This is a genomic window from Hymenobacter aerilatus (assembly GCF_022921095.1).
Classification (GTDB): Bacteria; Bacteroidota; Bacteroidia; order Cytophagales; family Hymenobacteraceae; genus Hymenobacter; species Hymenobacter aerilatus.
Genome location: NZ_CP095053.1, coordinates 4,759,018 through 4,779,623, shown reverse-complemented (window position 1 = coordinate 4,779,623; position 20,606 = coordinate 4,759,018). Strand labels below are relative to the sequence as shown.

At 54.0% G+C, this 20,606-nt stretch carries 14 protein-coding genes; 7 read left to right on the top strand and 7 right to left on the bottom strand.

Features of this window, described 5'->3' with window-relative positions:
* The first annotated feature begins 14 nt into the window (after nucleotides 1-14).
* Nucleotides 15-1,721 carry a RagB/SusD family nutrient uptake outer membrane protein gene (locus MUN82_RS19975; RefSeq protein ID WP_245093274.1) on the top strand — a complete coding sequence of 569 codons (1,707 nt, stop codon included), beginning with the start codon at nucleotides 15-17 and terminating at the stop codon, nucleotides 1,719-1,721.
* 99 nt (nucleotides 1,722-1,820) lie between these two features.
* On the opposite strand, the gene mutS is transcribed toward MUN82_RS19975, so the two are convergent.
* The gene (gene mutS / locus MUN82_RS19970) at nucleotides 1,821-4,487 is read right to left on the bottom strand and encodes a DNA mismatch repair protein MutS (RefSeq protein ID WP_245097610.1); all 2,667 of its coding nucleotides are present in this window, start codon (nucleotides 4,485-4,487) and stop codon (nucleotides 1,821-1,823) included.
* 227 nt (nucleotides 4,488-4,714) lie between these two features.
* Here mutS and MUN82_RS19965 point away from each other — a divergent pair, with 227 nt between their 5' ends.
* Nucleotides 4,715-5,242 carry an RNA methyltransferase gene (locus MUN82_RS19965; protein ID WP_245093273.1) on the top strand — a complete coding sequence of 176 codons (528 nt, stop codon included), beginning with the start codon at nucleotides 4,715-4,717 and terminating at the stop codon, nucleotides 5,240-5,242.
* Between the two features lie 243 nt (nucleotides 5,243-5,485).
* Here MUN82_RS19965 and MUN82_RS19960 read toward each other — a convergent pair whose 3' ends face one another.
* From MUN82_RS19960 to MUN82_RS19950, 3 genes are all read right to left on the bottom strand, one after another.
* A complete protein-coding gene (locus tag MUN82_RS19960) occupies nucleotides 5,486-7,963 on the bottom strand; it encodes a T9SS type A sorting domain-containing protein (RefSeq protein ID WP_245093271.1) in 2,478 nt (825 codons plus the stop codon).
* 359 nt (nucleotides 7,964-8,322) lie between these two features.
* Nucleotides 8,323-9,096: a TerC family protein gene (locus tag MUN82_RS19955; RefSeq protein WP_245093269.1), complete on the bottom strand. Its 774-nt coding sequence runs from the start codon at nucleotides 9,094-9,096 to the stop codon at nucleotides 8,323-8,325.
* Nucleotides 9,097-9,248: 152 nt separating this feature from the next.
* Nucleotides 9,249-9,737, bottom strand: a complete 489-nt coding sequence (locus tag MUN82_RS19950) for a YajQ family cyclic di-GMP-binding protein (protein ID WP_187320228.1) — start codon at nucleotides 9,735-9,737, stop codon at nucleotides 9,249-9,251.
* Nucleotides 9,738-9,865: 128 nt separating this feature from the next.
* Here MUN82_RS19950 and MUN82_RS19945 point away from each other — a divergent pair, with 128 nt between their 5' ends.
* Both MUN82_RS19945 and MUN82_RS19940 read left to right on the top strand, forming a co-directional pair.
* Nucleotides 9,866-10,312 (top strand): GNAT family N-acetyltransferase, encoded by a 447-nt coding sequence (locus MUN82_RS19945; RefSeq protein WP_245093267.1) that lies wholly within the window; start codon nucleotides 9,866-9,868, stop codon nucleotides 10,310-10,312.
* Nucleotides 10,313-10,471: 159 nt separating this feature from the next.
* Nucleotides 10,472-11,545, top strand: a complete 1,074-nt coding sequence (locus tag MUN82_RS19940) for an SDR family oxidoreductase (RefSeq protein ID WP_245093265.1) — start codon at nucleotides 10,472-10,474, stop codon at nucleotides 11,543-11,545.
* Nucleotides 11,546-11,737: 192 nt separating this feature from the next.
* On the opposite strand, the gene MUN82_RS19935 is transcribed toward MUN82_RS19940, so the two are convergent.
* From MUN82_RS19935 to MUN82_RS19925, 3 genes are all read right to left on the bottom strand, one after another.
* Nucleotides 11,738-12,748: an NYN domain-containing protein gene (locus tag MUN82_RS19935; RefSeq protein WP_245093264.1), complete on the bottom strand. Its 1,011-nt coding sequence runs from the start codon at nucleotides 12,746-12,748 to the stop codon at nucleotides 11,738-11,740.
* Nucleotides 12,749-13,366: 618 nt separating this feature from the next.
* Nucleotides 13,367-14,107 carry a metal-dependent hydrolase gene (locus MUN82_RS19930; protein WP_245093263.1) on the bottom strand — a complete coding sequence of 247 codons (741 nt, stop codon included), beginning with the start codon at nucleotides 14,105-14,107 and terminating at the stop codon, nucleotides 13,367-13,369.
* Nucleotides 14,108-14,369: 262 nt separating this feature from the next.
* Nucleotides 14,370-14,537: a hypothetical protein gene (locus MUN82_RS19925; protein ID WP_245093262.1), complete on the bottom strand. Its 168-nt coding sequence runs from the start codon at nucleotides 14,535-14,537 to the stop codon at nucleotides 14,370-14,372.
* A gap of 311 nt (nucleotides 14,538-14,848) precedes the next feature.
* On the opposite strand from MUN82_RS19925, the gene mfd reads away from it, so the two are divergent.
* The 3 genes from mfd (at nucleotide 14,849) to MUN82_RS19910 (ending at nucleotide 20,596) form a co-directional block, all read left to right on the top strand.
* Complete coding sequence (gene mfd / locus MUN82_RS19920) at nucleotides 14,849-18,346, top strand: transcription-repair coupling factor (protein WP_245093261.1); 3,498 nt, start codon at nucleotides 14,849-14,851, stop codon at nucleotides 18,344-18,346.
* Nucleotides 18,347-18,478: 132 nt separating this feature from the next.
* Complete coding sequence (locus MUN82_RS19915; protein WP_245093260.1) at nucleotides 18,479-20,203, top strand: ATP-dependent nuclease; 1,725 nt, start codon at nucleotides 18,479-18,481, stop codon at nucleotides 20,201-20,203.
* Nucleotides 20,204-20,224: 21 nt separating this feature from the next.
* Entirely contained in the window at nucleotides 20,225-20,596 is a 372-nt protein-coding gene (locus MUN82_RS19910; RefSeq protein ID WP_245093258.1) for a hypothetical protein, read from the top strand.
* The last annotated feature ends 10 nt before the right edge of the window (nucleotides 20,597-20,606 follow it).

Here is a 20,606-nt window from a genome sequence, read left to right as displayed (position 1 = left end):
TCTTTTCGCATCCCATGAACTACTTCAAAACATACGCTGGCTTTTCGCTGGCGCTGGTGGCTGCTGGATTGAGCGGCTGCACGGACCTGGACGAAACCCTATACGACCGTATTACGCCGGCCAACTTTCTGCAAACTAAGAATGACGTGTACCGTGATTTTCTACGCACGTTTGAGCACGGGTACAACACCATACAAGGTTCCCCCTTTCAATTACAGGAATTGAGTGCCGATCAGCTTATGACGCCTAACCGGGAAGGAGACTGGTTTGACGGCGGGCAGTATGCGCGGGCGCACTACCACACGTGGACGATACAGGAAGGCTACATTAACGACACGTGGAATCTGCTTAACCAGGGTGTTGTTTTGGGTACAAACTCCCTCGAGGATATTCAAGCGCTTGACCCATCTCGGTTTAATATGACTGAGGCAGAGCAAAAGCAGCTCATTGCCGAGTTGCGTGTCATGCGTGCTTGGTATAATATACGCTTGCTTGATCTATTCCGTAATGTTCAGATTACCACAAAGGTCCAAGGGGAATTAGCGAGCCCACCGCAGTCGACACCCCAAGAGACATTTACTTTTATCGAAACAGAGCTAAAGGAAGCAATGCCAGCCTTACTGGCGAAAGGTGACCCTGGCACCGCGCAGTTTCAGGGACGCTGGACTAAGGCAGCTGCGGCGGCCCTACTCGGTCGCCTCTACCTGAATGCCAACGTGTACATTGGTCAAGACCGCTACGCCGATTGCGCAACTGTGTGTCAGGATATCATAAGTGGCAAGTATGGCCCTTATGCCATCGAGAGCCGCTGGGATGCCCCGTTCGACTGGAATAATGACCAATCTTCGGGAACCATCTTTGCTTTTCCGGGCTCGTTTGGCCGCTCACACTGGCAGTATGAAGGTGGTATGTACTTCTGGGGACTTCCCTACAATGTGCCCATCAACTACTTTAAATTCACCGACTTTGGTGGGGGCAATCCGCGCTACGCTTTGCAGCCGGGTCACGATGTTGAAAACAAGGAATATCCCTTTGTGCAAGGAAAGCCTTTCGTAAAGTTTCAGAAGTACGCCGATGATGTGCGCCTGAAAAACTATCAAAACCTGGGCAACAGCACTCGTGAGGGCATGTTTTTGAAAGGTTACCTCATCTACAACGATGGTAAGGACACTATCAAAAGCACCCGCGGCTACACACTATACTTGCGCGACCAAGTAGGCTTATTCAAATACACGAAGCCGGGCCAGGTACCAGCCGATAAAACGTCGAACATGAACAATGCCGACCAAAATTCGGGCATCTTCATGGTGAAGTATCCTTTCTATCCTTCCACTGACCCCAACAAGATTGAAGCAGACTACGCCGAAATACGCCTAGCGGAAATCTACTATATGCTGGCCGAGTGCAAGTTTCGGGCGGGCGACCCACTAGCGGCGGCTGAGCTGCTGAACACCGTGCGGCGTCGAAATTACCCCGCCGGCTCAGCCAGCCTGTACGGTGCCGGTGGGGCTGTTCTTACGGAGCAAGAGTTGCTGGACGAATGGGGCCGTGAATTTATTGGAGAAGGTCGCCGGCGCATTGACCTCATTCGCTTCGGCAAATTCAACAACAGTACATGGTGGGACAAATCGCCAGATGGTGACGACCATACCAAGATTTATCCTATTCCGCTGAATGCGCTGAACGTGTCGGCGCAACTCAAGCAAAACCCTGGCTACTAGGTCTTCTTTCTAGTTAGGTAGCCTACTCCCTCAGTGGGTAGCAAGCAAAAGCCCCTCGTACTACACATAGCACGAGGGGCTTTTTGCGTCTGTTTATGTTTACTTGCTACCCGCCGCCAGCTTCAACTCATTCAGCTTCAGTAGCGCCTCAATGGGTGTAAGGGTATTGACGTCAAGTTTCTCTAGCAGCTCGCGTATGCGCTCCAAGGCTGGGTCGGCAGGCTCAAACATGCTAAGCTGCAAGCTGGGGCGCGGGGCATTGTGCACGGCCGCGGCGGGTTGGGCCTTGGGGGCGCGTGGGGTAGGCGCAGGCTCGATATCCAGGCCAGCCAGCACTTCGTCGAACTCAGTGGGGGCGTCGGGCTCCAGGCCGGTGCCGGCGCGCTCCTGCTCCAGATGGTGCATGATTTCGTTGGCGCGCAGCACTACGGCCGTGGGCATACCGGCCATGCGGGCCACGTGGATACCGAAGCTGTGCTCGGAGCCGCCTTCCTGCAGCTTGCGCAGGAACAGGATACGGCCGTCGGCCTCCTTCACAGCCACGTTGTAGTTGCGCACCCGGGGGCAATCGTCGGCCAGTTGGTTCAGCTCATGATAGTGGGTGGCAAACAGCGTTTTGGCGCGGGCCTTGGGCGAGTTGTGCAGATGCTCCACAATGGCCCAGGCGATACTGATGCCGTCGTAGGTGCTGGTGCCTCGCCCAATTTCGTCCATGAGCACCAAGCTGCGGTCGGACAAGTTATTCAGAATAGACGCCGTTTCGGTCATCTCTACCATGAACGTACTTTCGCCCTTGCTCAGGTTGTCGGAAGCTCCTACCCTGGTGAAAATCTTATCGATGATGCCGACCGTAGCCGCATCAGCGGGTACGAAGGAGCCGATTTGCGCCAGCAGCACGATGAGAGCCGTTTGACGCAGTAGGGCCGATTTACCAGCCATATTGGGGCCGGTAATTACCACAATCTGCTGCTCGTCCTGGTCGAGGCAGATGTCGTTGGGGATATAGGCTTCGCCTACCGGCAATTGGCGCTCAATAACAGGGTGGCGGCCGGCGCGGATGTCGAGCACGGTGCCATCGTTCACTACCGGTTTCACGTAGCGGTGCTGGCGGGCCGTGTTGGCAAACGACGCCAGGCAGTCCGTCACGCCGATGGCCCGGGCATTCTGCTGAATCTGCGCCACCGACTCAGCTGCCGACAACACCAACTCGTTGTATAACTGCATTTCCAAGGAAAACAGCTTTTCCTCGGCGTTCAGAATCGTCTCCTCGTACGTTTTCAGCTCCTCTGTGATGTAGCGCTCGGCATTTACCAGGGTTTGCTTGCGGATCCACTCGGTAGGCACCTTGCTTTTGTGCGCATTCGAGACTTCGAGGTAATAGCCAAAAACCTTATTGTAGGCCACTTTCAGCGACGAAATGCCGGTGTTACGCTGCTCCCGTTGCTGAATGTTTAGCAGTTCATCCTTGCCCGAAAACGCAATGCGGCGCAGACGGTCCAGCTCGGGGTCTACCCCGTCGTTGAGCACGTTGCCCTGGTTGATGAGCAGGGGCGCGTCGGCTTTAATTTTTGCCTTGATTTCGTCGCGCAGGGTTGCGCAGGGATTCAGTTGGTCAGCCATTTTCTGCAGGGCGCGCAGCCCTGAATTGGCCAGCAACTCCCGGATAGGCTCGATGGCCTCTAGGGCGCGGGCCAGCTGCACCAGCTCGCGCGGATTGATGCGGCGCACGGCTACCTTAGAAATCAAACGTTCCAGGTCGTTGATCTGACGCAGATACTGGTCCAGCTCGGCCAGCAGCTCGGGATTTTTCAGGAGGCCGTCCACCGTATCGAGGCGGCGCTGAATCTGAGCAGGCTCTTTCAGGGGTAGGACCACCCACTTGCGCAGCAGGCGGGCACCCATGGGCGTCACGGTCTGATCGAGAATGTCGATGAGGGGCACGCCGCCGGGGTGCTGGGCATGTACCAGCTCCAGGTTGCGCACCGTGAAGCGGTCGAGCCACACATATTTGTCTTCTTCCAGGCGCCCAATGCTGCCAATGTGGCCAATATCGGTGTGCTTGGTTTCGGCGAGGTAGTGCAGGATGCAGCCCGCCGCCGTAATGCCTTCCTTCAGATTATCAATACCATAGCCCTTGAGCGAAGTAGTGTTGAAGTGGCGCGTGAGCGTGTCGTGGGCATAATCAAAGCCAAACACCCACTCGTCCAACGCAAAGTGGCAGTAGTCGGGACCAAAGTTTTCCTCAAACTCACGGCGGCTGCGCTTGCAAAACAGCACCTCGGCCGGCGTAAAGTTTTGCAGTAGCTTGCCGAGGTAGGCCACGTCGCCCTGGGCCACCAGAAACTCGCCGGTGCTCACGTCCAGAAAGCTGATGCCGGCTTCCTGCTTGCCGAAGTGGATGGCGCAGAGGTAGTTATTGCGGCGGCGCTCTAGCACGTTGTCGTGCAGGCTCACGCCGGGCGTTACCAGCTCCGTAATACCGCGCTTCACGAGGCCCTTGGCCTGCTTGGGGTCTTCGAGTTGGTCGCAGATGGCCACGCGCTGGCCGGCGCGCACCAGCTTGGGCAGATAGGTATCGAGGGAGTGATGGGGGAAGCCCGCCAGCGGCACCTCCGAGGGCGTGCCGGCCCCGCGCTTCGTGAGCACGATATCCAGGATGCGGGAGGCATTCACGGCATCCTCGCCGAAGGTTTCGTAGAAGTCGCCTACCCGAAAGAGAATCAGCGCGCCGGGGTGCTGCTGCTTCAGCTGATAATACTGCTTCATCAGTGGCGTATCAGCTACGGGCGCGGGCCCCAGAGAACCATGCGTGCGGACAGGCTTTTTGGTGGAATCAGCGGATTTCGTTTTCACGGGTGTGCGGGGTAGTACGAGGGTAATAGGGCGCAGAAGGGTAGGCAGATCATGTCATGCTGAGCGGAGGCGCAGCATGACGTTCCTTTATCAGCAAACGTAACACCCGCCAGCTGGCGGCGTGTTCCTACCTTTGCTCAATGCGCAAACTTTCAATGGAAGAGCTGAACCGCTTGACGGTGGCAGACTTCAAAAATACGCAAAAATTCCCCCTTGTCCTGGTGCTCGACAACGTGCGCAGCCTGCACAACGTGGGCGCCGCCTTCCGCACCGCCGACGCCTTTGCCGTAGAAAAAATCTGGCTCTGCGGCATTACAGGTCGCCCGCCCCAACGCGAAATCACCAAAACGGCGCTGGGCTCCACCGAGTCGGTGGCGTGGGAATATGCGCCTACCACCGTGGCAGCCGTGGAACAGCTAAAGGCCGCTGGCTACCAAGTAGTAGCCGTAGAGCAAACCACCGAAAGCCAGCCCCTACCCGCCTTCCGCCCTACCCCCGGCCAGGGCTATGCACTCGTGATGGGCAACGAAGTATTTGGGGTAGACGATGAGGTGCTAGCCCTCTGCGACGCGGCCGTAGAAATCCCGCAGTTCGGCACCAAACACTCCCTAAACGTGAGCGTGGCGGCGGGTGTGGTCCTGTGGGATTTTATATCGAAGATGGGGTAGGCGCAGTGGGGAGATAGTGAGGTTCTGAATAAAAAATACGGCTGTCATCCTGAGCAGCGCGAAGGACCTTCTCACGTCTGCGCGACAGGCGTAATAACGACTCGTTCTGCCGTGAGAAGGTCCTTCGCTCCGCTCAGGATGACAGACTTTAAGTAACGACAAACAGAATCGGCTGCCCTTTTGGAGCAGCCGATTCTGTTTGCTGATTATGTCGCTCGCCACATAGGCGCATTTCGTGCGCTCCTATTTGCTGAGCATCACTTTGCGCGTGGCGGTTTCGCCGTCGGCCGTTAGGCTTACGAGGTAGAAGCCGTTGGCGCACTTATTCAGGTCGAGGGGTAGGGACACCTGGCCTTTCACGGCGGTTTGCGACTGGCGCAGCACTTCCTGCCCTAAGGCGTTGCGCACCACCACTTCCAGGTTAGCTACTGGCTTATCGAAGCGGGTTTGCACAGTGAATTGCCCGGCCGTAGGGTTTGGGAACACACTTACCCCAGCGCCTTGCAGCGCCTGGGCCGTGGGCGTTACAGTATTGTCCTGAATGTGCAGGTTGTCGATGGCCCAACCCCAGCCGTAAGCGCCGCCATCGGCATACAAGCGGAAGCGAAGCTGCACTACATCACCGGCCTTAAACTTATCCAACAGGCTGATAGTGCGGGAAGCGTAGATGGAAGGCGTACCCACGGCTGCCGAATTCTCGCCGCTCAAGGCGCGGTTGTACAAGTCAAGCCAGTTGGCGTTGTTGCGGGCGTCGTAGCCAGGAGCCAAAGGCGTCCAGGTGGTGCCATCTAGGCTACCTTCTACCACCACGTAATCGAAGAAATTAGGTGCAGGGAATACAGAACCTTCTTCGCCGGGTTCTACCAACACAATTTCATCAAACCGCACCCGCGCAATCTGCGGGTCGGCCTTCACCCGAATAGGCACCAGCAACCGGTAGAAGTAGTTGACATTGTTGACGTAGGGGTGCGTGGAGTGGATGGCGCCGTTGGTAAACCCTGTGGGGGTAGCAATAGAGAAGCCTGGGCCCACAAAATCAATGGGCGTGGTGCGCTCAAACTCGTTGGCGTACATATCGGCCGCCGGGCGCACGTCTACCACCGGCACCGCGTAGAAACCGGTAGCGGGTAGGGCAGTACGGTTGGCGTTGGAGGAGTTGTCCTGCGCCACTATGCGGTAATTGATAACGTCGCCGGCGACGATAGGACCGGCAGCGGTGCTGAGCACACCCGTGTAGGTGTTGATGCTGTTGCCGGTGCCCCTGGTCAGGGTGATGGATGGCCGGACGGTTCCGTTCACGTTGTATTCTAACGTCACGGAGGCTACCCCAATGTTGTCCGCAGCCTGGGCCGTGATGGTATACGGCAGGTTACTGGTAAACAAGTAGGCAGGTGGCGTATGCGAGAGGGTAGGCGGCACCACATCGGGCCCCACGAAGAATGAGTACCGGTTAGACACCGTAGAGAAGGCGTCGCGGCCGGGGGCGGTGTAGATACGCCGGGTTTCGTTGTCGGAGGCTTCTACGTAGTAGCTCACCCGCACACCGCTGCCGGGGTTGGGAATGGTGGCCGTATACTGATTGGTTGTGCCGGTGGGCGTCATCGTCACCGTAGTCAGGGCGCCATTATTGAATGCGTAGTTTAGCTTCACCGAGCCAGGCGTAACAGTGCCATCGCTCCGCAACCGCACTGTTACGGGGAAGGTTCTGGGCGTTTCCGTATCGGTATAGGGCGTGTGGTCGATGGCGGTGTTAAACCACCCCATTTCATTGAACATGGCCAGCACGATAGGTCCCGGCGAGTGAATGGCCTCCCCTGGAGCAAACTGCGGCGACATCAGCGAGTTGATATCACCAGCACTATAGGTATTTTCGTCGAGGTGTGAGAGGCTGGAACCGGACGCATACTCAGTGGGTGCGTAGAGACGTGCCCGCTCCCCGTTGTTGGAAGCCCGCGTCAGGGGACTATCGAAATACAAATCGTTGGTGGTGAAGGCGGTACCCAACTCTACCGACGGATTGACGAAGATACGGGTGTCGGCTACGCTCAGGCCCGCGCCCGTCTTCATAAAGTCCGCATATATGCTCGGTGGCGTCGACAAGGACCCTTGTTTGCTGTTGACATCATAGCCTTTCGACGTCAGAAAGCCCAGGCCGTGCCCCAGCTCGTGCAGCACCACCGATACCAGGTCGTACTGTCCGGCCGGCGTGAGCCCATCCGTACCCAGATACCAGTTGAAGGTGCTGCTGAAGCTGGCATTGATATCAGCGGCACCCGAGCCATTAATATCAGCTCCTACTATTTTCTCCGCTAAGGCCGTAGGATACAGCGAGTTGCTAATCCGCTCCCCATAGCCCGCCAGTTGGTACAAACCGCTAGGCCCAGCCGAGCCTAACACACCCGCATCCAGTGGCCGCCACGTGGCGCTGATGCGGATGGGCACATTTGTTACCAGCAACGATTGCCAGATATCCACGGCATACTGAAAGGCGGCTTGTGCTTCGGGGGTAAAGCCAGTGTACGTAACCGTAATGGTAGCCTTGGTGCCCAATGGCCGGTTGGCCAGGAAGGCAGCCGGCGGGGGTATCCGCGTACGCACCGCCTTGTAACTCGCGTAGCAGGTATCCGGCACGCCCGGCCCTACATATTTCACCAACTGCTGCCCAAAAGAAGGCGCAACGGCTGCTATAAGTAGAAAGGAAAAGAGTAAGAGTTTTTTCATCTATAACAGAAAAAGAGGTATTCGATACGACAACGGAATTCCTAAATTTAGGAATACCCGACTGTTTTATGCGAAAAATATTTGGGTGAATCAGAGGCCTTTTATTACGAGATTGTTTAGGAAGGTAGAAGACTGACCATCTTGCTGAGCCGGTCGAAGCACCTCACGTGCTGACGTTGCATTACCACGCAAACAGTAGCACGCGAGAGGATTCGACCGGCTCAGCAAGACCTTCTGCCCCGCTTCTTAAACAGCTTCTACTATGCAAACCGGCCTGGTAAGCGGCAATGCACGTGCAGCAGCCCCCTACCCTCTCTACCCCCAACGTGGGCAGAGGGGGTAGCAATAAGTCTATAGGACTATTCCTTCGTCTGCGCGTGCACGTCGCGGAGCTCTACCGGCGGCACTTTCTTGCGAACACGCATATTCAGCAGCTCCACCCCTAGGGAGAAAGCCATGGCAAAGTACACGTAGCCCTTGGGCACTTCCTGGTGGAAGGCTTCCATAATCAGCATCGCTCCAATCATAATCAGGAACGACAGCGCCAGGATTTTGATGGTAGGGTTCTTATTTACGAAGTCGGCCACGTAGCCAGAGAAGGCCAGCATCACGCCCATGGCCAGCACCACGGCCAGTATCATCACCAGCACGTTGTTGACTAGTCCCACGGCCGTCAGGATGGAGTCGAAGGAGAAAACGATGTCGATGACGATAATCTGAAAAATCACCCGCGACAAGGTGTTGTACTTACCTTCGCTATGCTCCTCTTCCTCGCCCTGCAACTTCCCGTGAATTTCGGTGGTGCTTTTGGCCAGCAGAAACAGCCCGCCAAGGAACAGGATGATGTCTCTACCAGACACCCCAAAGTCGGGCTCCCGGAACGGCAGATCAATATAAAAGAGCGGCGTTTTCAGCCCTACAATCCACGAAATACTGAGCAGCAGCCCAATACGAAACAACAGCGCCAGCAGCAGCCCAATGGTACGGCCGCGGGCCTGCTGCTCGTGCGGCAGCCGGTTCACTACAATGGAAATGAAGATGATGTTGTCGATGCCCAGTACAATTTCCATGAACGTCAGCGTAAGCAAGCTGACCCAGGTGTGCACGTCGGTGAAGGAGGAGAAGTCGAACACGGGTGGAGGGGCTGATAAATGGATGTGGTGCTGTGTTGATTGTTGATGAGTCGAGGGGCTGATTTCGACCGTTACGCTTCGTCTAACGTCTGCTTATTGAGGTAGATATACCGGTCGAAATCAGCCCCTCGACTCATCAACAAGCAGTGCATCTATTTCATGTTCACAAATTGCAGGGGCTGGCCGATGTCGGTGCGGCGGAGGAGGGCAATAACGGCTTGCAGATCGTCGATTTTCTTGCCCGACACGCGCACTTGCTCATCCTGCATCTGCACTTCCACTTTCAGCTTGGCATCTTTGATAGCCTTGCTGATTTTACGGCCGGTGTCTTTATCGATACCAGCGCGCACCTTCACCGTTTTTTTCACCAGCGCACCGCTGGCCTGCTCTTCATCGGTAAAATCCAGCGCGGTGCCATCAATACCCTGCTTTACCACGCGGGCCAGCAGAATGTCCTCCAGGGCTTTCACACGCATGGAGTTTTCGGAGCTGAGCTGGATGGTGTTGGCTTTTTTGTCCAGCTCGATGCCGCCTTTGGTATCGCGCAGGTCGTAGCGTGTCTGAAGTTCTTTTTTGGCTGTATTCACCGCGTTTTCGAGGGTTTGCGGATCTACTTTGCTCACAATGTCGAAAGAAGGCATAAACGAATGGGTAGGTAAAAGAGAAAAAAGCGCTTGCGGGCGCCGTGCGGGGCCTAAAGGTAGGCGTTTGCACCGCGGCTAGTAGCAAGCCGAATGATGCGTTGTACGTAATTTTTATCTTCGCTGCCATGTCTGTTTCCTCGCCTCGCACCGCCGCCGATTTTGCCGCCTACTACCACCTGCGCTACCACGTGCTGCGGGCACCCTGGCAACAGCCGCCCGGCTCGGAGCGCGCCCCCGACGACGACGCCCCTACCACCCTGCACGCCCTACTACGCCACCCCTCCCCCGATGGCCCCGTGGTGGCCGTGGGCCGGCTACACCCCTCGGCACCGGGCCAGGGCCAAGTGCGCTTCATGGCCGTCGATCCGGCCTACCAGGGTAGGGGCCTGGGCCGGCAGGTGCTGGCTTTTCTGGAAGCCGGTGCCCGACAGCAGGGCCTCACGGAGTGCGTACTGCATGCCCGCGCTACAGCAGTGCCCTTTTATGAGGCAGCCGGCTACACGGTGGTGGCACCGTCGCACACGCTGTTTGGCAATGTGCCGCATTTTCTGATGCGCAAGGAGCTCCGCTAAGCAACTGGCTATTTCGCATTGATCTTACAGTGACATATGCCGGTGCTGACGCACAGGTACAGCCCATACTCCTCTAGCAACAGGGCAACTATTCCTGCCACTAAGAGTTGATTAGAAGGCGTGGGGACTCCACGCCTTCTTTTCTCTCTGTGAAAAAGTATGAGTAACGATAAAATTGCCCTGATTGTGGGCGCCAGCGGCATTGTCGGTAGCAATCTAGCTACTGAACTGCTTGCTACCAATTGGACTGTATATGGCCTGGCCCGCCGTCCCCCGCAACACCTTCCCGGTCTCCGCCCCGTAGCCGCCAATCTGCTAGAGCCAACCTCTTTAGAAACAGCCCTGGCCGATGTACATCCTACGCATGTATTCATCACCACTTGGATGCGACAGGATACAGAGGCTGAGAATATTCGCGTCAACAGCGCGCTAGTGCGTAATATCTTAACGGCGCTTTCGCCAAAAGGCACTGTGCAGCATGTAGCACTGGTTACGGGACTGAAGCATTATTTAGGTCCGTTTGAGGCGTACGCTAAGGGCGGCACCCTACCCCCTACCCCGTTCCGGGAAGAGCTGCCCCGGCTCGACATCGAAAACTTCTACTACGCGCAGGAAGACGAGGTATACGCCGCGGCTGAGCGCGACGGTTTCACCTGGAGCATTCATCGTCCTCATACCATCATTGGTAAAGCGGTCGGTAACCTGATGAATATGGGCACTACGCTGGCCGTATATGCTAGCATTTGCAAGGAAACCGGTCAGCCATTTCAATGGCCTGGCTCGGAAGCCCAGTGGAACGGTCTTTCTGATGTAACTGACGCCCGTATCATTGCCAAGCAGTTGGCTTGGGCTGCCACTACAGAGGCTGCACACAACGAGGCTTTCAACATAGTGAATGGTGATTATTTCCGTTGGAGCTGGCTGTGGCCACGATTGGCAGCGTGGTTTGGGGTAGAAGCCACTGGCTTTGATGGGACGGTGCATTCCCTAGAAGCACAAATGGCTGACGATACCGACCGCTGGCGCGAGATGGCAGCTCGTTATCAACTAGTTGAACCGGAACTCAACAACTTGGCTTCACCCTGGCACACCGACCTCGACCTAGGTCGGCCGCTGGAGGTGATGACTGATATGAGCAAAAGCCGCAAACTGGGCTTTCTCGTGTATCAGCCTACCGAAGAATCGTTCTTCGATCTATTTGCCCAGCTGCGTACCGACCGGATTATTCCGTAGCCGTTACCGCCACTAAGTAGTTGTTCAAATAATTCGGAAGCGGTGTAGAGGTGCCCATGAGCTACTCTACACCGCTTCCGCAGTCAGTGCACGTAAGATCTATACGCAACTTACAGATAGTGAGCCACTACAAGCAAAAGCGCCGACTCTCCACGGAGAGTCGGCGCTTTTGCTTGTACTAAATTGCGGGGCCTAAAGGCGGTCGGGCGAGCCAGCCGACTCGTGCTCCCGCTCGTCGTCCTCGTATTCGTCGCCGTCTTCCATCTGCGGGGGCTGCACTTTGCGCACGTTGCGGGCACAGTCCTCGTCGCGGTGGTTGCGGCCTACCGTAAATTCCACCCAGTCACCCTCGTTCAGGTCATTGAAGTCACCCTCGGCCATGTCAGCGTAGCTGAAGAACAGGTTGTTGGGCGGCATCACCACGAAGCCAAAACCATTTTTGAGGTTTTTGATGGTGCTGATACCAACCGTACCTACCGGCCCGGCTGCCGTGGGCCCCGTAGGACGAACCGGCTTTAGGGTAGAGGTAGGGTAGGTAGTAGGCTCCGACTGCGCCACAAACATGTTCTCGATCAGCTCTTCGTTGGTCGACAAGCCCTGATCGATAATGTCGTGCATATCTACCGGGTAGGTAGCACTGCCCAGCAACTGCTGCGAAGCGCGCGTTACGCGGTTTTCGCCTTTGTAATCGGTGTATTTGAAGTCCCAGTTCAGCAGCATCACGCGGGTGCCCAGGGTATTCAGCTTCTTGATGAGGGGCGCGTAGTCGCTGTCGCCAGCAATCAGCACTACCACATCAAAGCTCTTGTACATGGCCAGCTCGTAGGCTTCCAGCGAGAGCCACACATCAATGCCTTTTTCCTGCAACCGGCCGTCGCGGGTTTTCAGGGGCATGTAGTGCGTGTTGATGCCCAGGTTCATGAGGATATCATCAAACAGCCGGTCGTGAAACAGCCGGTCTTTGTCGCGGGCTTCGGTGGCACTCAAACGACCGCGAAAAAAGTGCGAGTCGATGATCTGGCTCAGGCGTACGTCTACGTCCTCTTCTTCCGCTACTTGTTGTCGGATAAATTCGTGTAACCCTTCCAGGCTGATGCGGGCTTTGCGCTCGTGCTGGAAGTAGTAGTAATCACTGATTTTAAGGAAATAATTGCCATCGTAAAAGACGCCTATCCTAACCAGAGGACTATTGATCTGATTCATAAAGCAAAAAATTGTGTGTGCGCAAAATGAGGTGTGAGTAAGAAAAAGAGAACGGGCAAAAGTAAAAGGTACTTGTGTTGCGGAAGTACCAGGTCAAAGATACAAGCTCAACTGTGTAAAATCATGTATACTGAATTATAAGTACTTATCGCACATACACCTGACGGCGCTACGCACTTGCGGTACTGTCTGGCCTGTATTCTATACTAGCTGAAATAATAGAGTAAACTAAAAAGCACTGCGTAAGATGATGCACAGATGAAAAAACGGAAGATCAGGCAAAAAGCTGTCTTGCAACTACGTTAAAGATATTGCCTTAGCAATCTGCAAATTAAAGTAAATTTCAGGCCATTCCATATAGTATATTACTTATACAATAAATAGCCCTACCTACCTTCTGCTCAACTGTCCGGCACAAATCTACTCGGTTCCCCTAGTATTATAGTAATATTTTTTAGCTATTCTAACATAAATCCAACTTATAATACACATCCTTTTTCTCCTTTCCTCAGCCTTGTTCTCTTCCACTTCGATGCCCATCCGTTGCGTTGCGACCCTACCCGCAAAACTGCGTACGCAAATGGGGCTTTTCCAGTCTATGTAGGCCTCAAACGCCGTTTAGAAAGACATATTGCCTAGCACCATCCCCAGCACCAGCACAGCGTAGCCCACGCAGATGACTATTTCCAGCGCGTTGCCACTCGCAGCCCCTGTGCGAATCAGCGGAATCTTAAAGCACACGTCGGTAATCGGCATCAGCCATTTCACGCCGGCTTTGGTGAGTGTATCGGCCACAAGGTGCGAGAGGTAGCCCGCGCCCGCAAACCACGCCACGCCATGCCAGCCGAGCGTGTAATTGGCCAAGTGCCCAATGTACGTCCAGAGCCCCGCAGCCCAGATGGTGTGCGTCCAGGAGCGGTGGCTGGTGAAGGGCGCCACGGCAATGAATGCGCCCAGCATGCTCAGCCACAGAAACTCGGTGTAGAAGCCCGCCACCACCGTGCACAGGCCCGTAAACAGCAGCGCCAACCGCCGCACCGAGCCGCCCTGCATGGCCACGCCTACCAGCCCAAACGCCAGCGCCGCCGTGAAGCCCAGGCGCCGGTCGGGCCCCAGGGGTAGGAGAAAATGGGTGTAAGCAGCCAGCGCCGCTCCTACCAGCACAAAAGCCCAGCGCACATACTGCTGCGCAAACCCCAGACGCTTGCTCAGGCGGGAGTTGGGGTGGTCGAGGTCGGGGGCGAGTGAGGAGAAGCCGGCCAGCGCAATGCCGGCCACCGAGAAAGGCACGTTGGGAACGAGTCCGGCGACGGCCACGCCGGTAATCAGGCCAATGGCCAGGTGAGAAGATCCGCGCAAGGAGAAATGATACTATAAATAAACCACGAAGATACCGGCGCGGCAATTACTGAACTAGAGTGCAAGCTAAAAGCTAGTTCCCCTCCTTTTTTGAGGGGTGCCCGCAGGGCGGGGTGGTAAACATCGTTGAACGATTACTAGCAATAGTAAATCTAACCGTTAGCTTTCTAGTTCTAGTAATCGTTCTGACGGTTTTACCACCCCGCCCTACGGGCACCCCTCCTTAAAAAAGGAGGGGAACTAGCTTTCTATTTTAGGTTATCTATGAAGCTTTGCGCAGCACAATATCTTCGAGCGTGCGTAGGTGGCACTCAAAATCGGTGAAGTCGTCGACTTTCTTCTCTACTTTTTCCAGGCGTTGGTCGATACGCTGAACGGTTTCTTCTATGGCTCTGACATCTTTGCGCAACCCACCGAAATGCTCCAGCATAGCGTCGAAGCTTCTGTTGAATACCTAGATCAACTCCTGATGCTGCTGACTCTCTCGCCTCATTTCCTGCATTTCGATTAAGATTTCGGCTGCCCCTAGCGGAAGGTTTTCATTATTATCAGCCATTGTAGAATACGGATAATCGCTTTTGCTCAGATACGGGATTCGCTGCTGCGGCGCTTACCGGCCGTACCGGAAACTTTCGTTGCGCGGTTGTGGTATTGCTACTACTATACCATTGAGCGCGCCCGACCGAAAAATCCTTTCGGCCGGGCTTCTACCTTTGCCCTCCCTCCTAGCTATATCCTGTTTTGAAGGTCACTGATTTCCTCCAGCTCTACCGCCTCGACCCGACTGTGCTGACGGTGGGCGCCCGCCTGAATCCGGCTACGCTTCGCTCGCTTAAGAAAGCCGAGGCGGCTACTGATACTCCTCTACCCCGCCTGCACCTGCGCGGGCTGGTAGGCAGCCAAGACGCAGTGCTGGCCGCTACCCTGCACACGCTCTACCCCGAGCAGCACCACCTGTTCATCCTGCACGACAAGGAGGAAGCCTCTTACTTCCTGGCCGACTTGCAGCACTTGCTTCCGCAGGCCGAGCCTTTGCTGTTCCCTAGTTCCTACAAGCGCCCCTACGAGTTCGACGAGACTGAAAACGCCAATGTGCTGATGCGCGCCGAGGTGCTGAACCGCCTCAGCGGCAGCAAGGGTAGCAAAGGCCAGAAAGCCGTGGAGCCTACCCCCGAGGTGGAGGAAAAGCAACCAGAGACGCAATCGGTCGGTGCCCTTATCGTCACATACCCCGAGGCGTTGTTCGAGAAGGTAATCAACCGCAAGAGCTTGGTGGCAAATACCTTTTCGGTGCAGGTAGGCGAGAAGCTGGACGTGAACTTCATCGGGGAGATGCTGGGGGAGTACGACTTCGAGCGGACGGACTTTGTGTACGAGGCCGGGCAATACGCCGTGCGCGGGGGCATTGTGGATATCTTCAGCTACGCCAACGAGCTACCCTACCGCATCGAACTATTTGGGGATGAGGTGGAGAGTATTCGCACGTTCAACCCTGAAACGCAGCTTTCGGTAGACCGCAAGCAGCAGATCAGCATCATCCCGAACGTGCAGACCAAGCTGCTGCAAGAAACCCGCGAGGCCTTCCTGGATTTCCTACCCCGCAACCTGACGGTATGGGCCAAGGACGTGCGCCTGACGCTGGACGTGGTGGACGAATCGTTCGATAAGGCCGACGCGGGCTTTCAGCGGCTGCTGGAATCGGCGGGCGGTACGCAGATTGTGAGCAAGCCGGCCGATTTGTTTGAGACGGCCAAGACCTTCCGCAAGCAGTTGGAAAACTTTGCGGTGGTGGAGTTCGGCAAGCGGTTTCACTTCAAGACCGGGGCCGAGGAGTTTGCTTTCACAGCCAAGCCCCAGCCCAGCTTCAACAAGGAGTTTCCGCGCCTGCTCAAAAACCTGCGCGACTACCAGCAGCAGGGTTTCACCAGCATCATCGCGGCCGACTCGGTGCGGCAGGCCGACCGGCTCCGCACCATCTTCGATGAGCTAGACAACAACGTGCAGTTTCAGCACCTCCTACTTGCTCTGCGCGAGGGCTACGTGGATGAGCAGTTGAAGCTGACCGTATATACCGACCACCAGCTGTTTGAGCGCTACTACCGCGCCCAGGAAACCCGCAAGTTCAGCAAGAAAAAGGCTCTTACCCTGAAAGAGCTGCGCACCTTGCAGCCTGGCGACTACGTGGTGCACCAGGACCACGGCATTGCGCGCTTCGCGGGGCTGATGCAGGTGGACATCAACGGGCAGTTGCAGGAGGCCATCCGGCTGGTGTACCGCGACGACGACGTGCTGACCGTGAGCATTCACGCCCTGCACAAGATTGCCAAGTACAGCGGAGCCGAGGGCACGCCGCCTACCATGAGCAAGCTGGGCTCGCCGGAGTGGGAAAACAAGAAAAAGGCCGTCAAGAAGAAGGTGAAGGACATTGCGGCCGAGCTGATTCGGCTGTACGCCAAGCGCAAGACTGCGCCGGGCTTTGCCTTCGCCAAGGACTCGTTTATGCAGGCCGAGCTGGAATCGAGCTTTATCTACGAGGACACGCCCGACCAGGGCAAGGCCACCGAAGACGTAAAGCACGACATGGAGCAACCCCACCCCATGGACCGCCTCGTGTGCGGCGACGTGGGCTTCGGCAAGACCGAGGTAGCCATTCGGGCTGCCTTCAAGGCTGCGGCCGATGGCAAGCAGGTAGCGATATTGGTGCCGACGACCATCCTGGCTATGCAGCACTACAAAACCTTCCGCGACCGGCTCTCGGAGCTGCCCGTGACGGTGGAGTACATCAACCGCTTCAAGACCACCAAGCAGATCAAGGACACGCTGGGTAGGGTGGCGGAGGGCAAAACCGATATTCTCATCGGCACGCACCGCCTCACCAACAAAGACGTGAAGTTCAAGGACTTGGGCCTGCTGGTGATTGACGAGGAGCAGAAGTTCGGGGTGAAAACCAAGGACAAGCTGAAGGAGCTGAAGGTGAACGTGGACACACTCACGCTCTCGGCTACGCCTATTCCGCGCACGCTGCACTTCTCCTTGATGGGTGCCCGCGACCTTTCTGTAATTGCTACCCCGCCGCCCAACCGCCAGCCGGTGCAAACGGAGTTGCACGTGTTTGATGAGGTGCTGGTGCGCGACGCCATTTCGCGGGAGCTGAAGCGCGGCGGGCAGGTGTTCTACGTGCACAACCGCGTAAAAGACATTGAGGAACAAGCGGCTATGATCTTGCGCCTGGTGCCCGACGCCCGCGTGACCTACGTGCACGGCCAGATGGACGGCGACGCGCTGGAAAAGCGCATGATGAAGTTCGTGGATGGCGAGTACGACGTGCTGGTGAGCACCACGCTCATCGAGTCGGGCCTGGATATTCCTAATGCCAACACCATCATCATCAACCGCGCCCACATGCACGGCCTCTCCGACCTGCACCAGATGCGCGGGCGGGTAGGGCGCTCCAACAAGAAGGCCTATTGCTACCTGCTCACGCCGCCCGTGGCCGGCCTACCCTCCGACGCCCGCAAGCGCCTGAGCACGCTGGAAGAATTCTCGGACCTGGGCGCGGGCTTCAACGTGGCCATGCGCGACCTCGACATTCGGGGCGCGGGCAACCTGCTGGGCGGCGAGCAGTCGGGCTTTATCAACGACCTGGGCTTTGAAACCTACCACCAGATCCTGGACGACGCGGTGCAGGAGTTGAAGGAAACCGAGTTCCGCGACCTGTTCTTGGGCGACACCACCGGCCGCCTCCAGGAAGCTGCTGGCACCAAAGGCCCCAAGGAGTGCAACGTGGAAACCGACCTGCAAATCTTGATTCCGGACAGCTACGTGAGCAGCGTGTCGGAGCGCTTGCAACTCTACAGCAAGCTCGACCGCGTGAAGGACCCCGAGGCCCTGCGCAAGCTGGTGGCCAGCATCGTGGACCGCTTCGGCCCCCTACCCGCCGAGGTAGAGCAACTGGCCGACATCGTGAAGCTGCGCTGGCAGGCCTGCCGCGTGGGCTTCGAGAAGGTGACGCTGAAGAAGAACGTGCTGAAAGCCTACGTGCCCGCTACCAACAACGAGGCCTACTTCCAGGGCGACCAGTTCGGCACGGTGCTCAACTACGTGCAAACTCACCCCCGCACCGCCACCATGAAGGAGCGCAAGGAACAGCTCATCATCACCATCGACGACGTGAAGAACGTGCAAGCAGCCAAGCGGGTGCTGAGTGAGTTGGGCAGTGAGGAGAAGGTAGGGGTGTAGGAAGGTAAACGTGTGAAAAGCAAAAAAGCTCACCTTATTAATAGGGTGAGCTTTTTTGCTGATGCAAGGCTACATTTATACACACTTAATAGTATACTTGTATAATGCTCACCTAATACTGATCAACGTTTTATGTATATAGAATCGCTTTATATTAAAAATTTTAGAAGCATAGATTATTTGCATTTAAAATTAACGAAGGGCAAAAACGTCGTCGTTGGAAAAAACAACGCAGGAAAGAGCAATATAGTAAAAGCTCTAGATATAAGTTTTGGCAGTAAAAATCCTTTATACACAGATATTACTTATACCGATTTTCACGAACATGAGCAAGGCCCTTGCGAAGACTTCTGGATCCTTAGCCAATTAAGAGAAACAGATATTAACGAGGAAGAATTATCAAAGATAAAAGGAATATATAGAGGCAAATTAAATGGAGTTCCATTTCGAAGTACGAAAGGCAAAATAGATATAGTTCCTGAACATTCAGTATTCGATGCTGATGTATATTTTCACAAAAATTATTTGGATAAAACTTATTTCAAACCAAAAAGTAATTTAGATTTATTGATTAATTCCATTAAAAAATCTAAAAGTATAATGGTATTATTTTATGCAAAAGCTTGTCTTGATATAGATACAACATACGAAAAGGAGTATAGGTTTTTCTATCAAGAGGAAGTATCCGAAGAATCAGGTGTATCTCAGAAAGACGCACCTTGGTATGTACTTTGGGGAATATCACCCATTTTCAGGGATGCTCTTATCACTAGCGCCATTCTACCAGCATTCCGAGAGCCTGTAAACCAGCTTAAGCCAAACACGTGGTCTTGGTATGGGAAGCTATTAAGAAAAGTTTGGAACGATAAAAAGAGTCATAAGATTAATGAAGACACTGATATTGAGAATGTTTTAAAAAAGGCATTGAGCGTAGTAGAAGAAATAGGCAACAATGTTTATAATGCACTTGCTAAAGATATAAGCAAAAAAATAAAGGTTGCCTTTAATGAAACGTCTATAAACTTTCAGTATTTCCATGATCCTAAGGAAATATATAAACAAGTTCAAGTATTCGTAAATGATGGATTCAACTCAAATTTACAGAATAAAGGGTCGGGAATTCAGAGTGCTGTCATTATCGGACTATTCTCTTACTATTGCAGTCTATTTCACCAAAACGCTACTATTCTGGCTATTGAAGAACCAGAACTCTATTTGCACCCTCAAGCAAGACGTGTAATTTCAAATAGGCTTAGTGAGTTTGTTAATACAAATCCAGATAAGCAAAACCAAGTTATCGTTATTACTCACTCAACTGAATTTATAAAAGCTGGCGAGTTAAGCAATATATCAGTTATTAAAAAAATAAATGGAAGAACACAATCTAACTATTTAAATATTTCATCAGCTGACAAAAGTCAGATACAAACTTTATTAAGAAGTGAAAATAGCGAAATGTTTTTCGCTGACGCAGTAATTATATGCGAAGGAGGAGAAAAGTTTATACTTCCTGTAATAGTTGATAGCATAGTAAAAGGCAATGAATATTTGGATGAATGTAATGTCAGCATAGCTAGAGCAAACGGCAAAAACGACATAGCAAAAATCACAAGGGTGCTTAAAGAATGTGGAATACCATATTATGCATTAGCTGACCTAGACTATCTTTTTGAAGGAATTGAAACTACACTTCATACCGACATCGGAGAAATACGAAGTGAAAAGACAAAATTCATAGATGAATGGGAGAGTAAAAACCTAAAAAAGCGTCTTTTAGATCCTGAAAAAAGCATTGATGCTAAATCATTCTGCCATATGATGGACACGGTCTCACAAGACAATTCTAGGCTACCATAACTACTGGGACTTTGGGAATTTTTGAGACCAAAAATTAAGAAGAAAATTACTCATGAAGATTTAGAGCTTTCTGAAAATATTGATTTTAAGAAAAAATTATATGACTGTTTAGATGATATATGGACGAATCACAAAATCTATATTCTAAGACGAGGCGAATTAGAAAAATATTTAACAGAAGAAGGCAAAAAAGTACCTGGTTCAAAAGAAACGAAGCTGCTAAATATTAAGGAGCAAATTGAACAAGGACGTAAAATCGAAGAATATTTCTTAATAGATGAATTTAGAGACTTCTTTAATGTAGCGTTGCGAAGTTTCATTCCTACCGTTACTCCTTTAACAACTACTGTAGAGATATTAGCAACAGAGGCTACTTCTGATGCTAACCTGTAGTCTAGGCGAG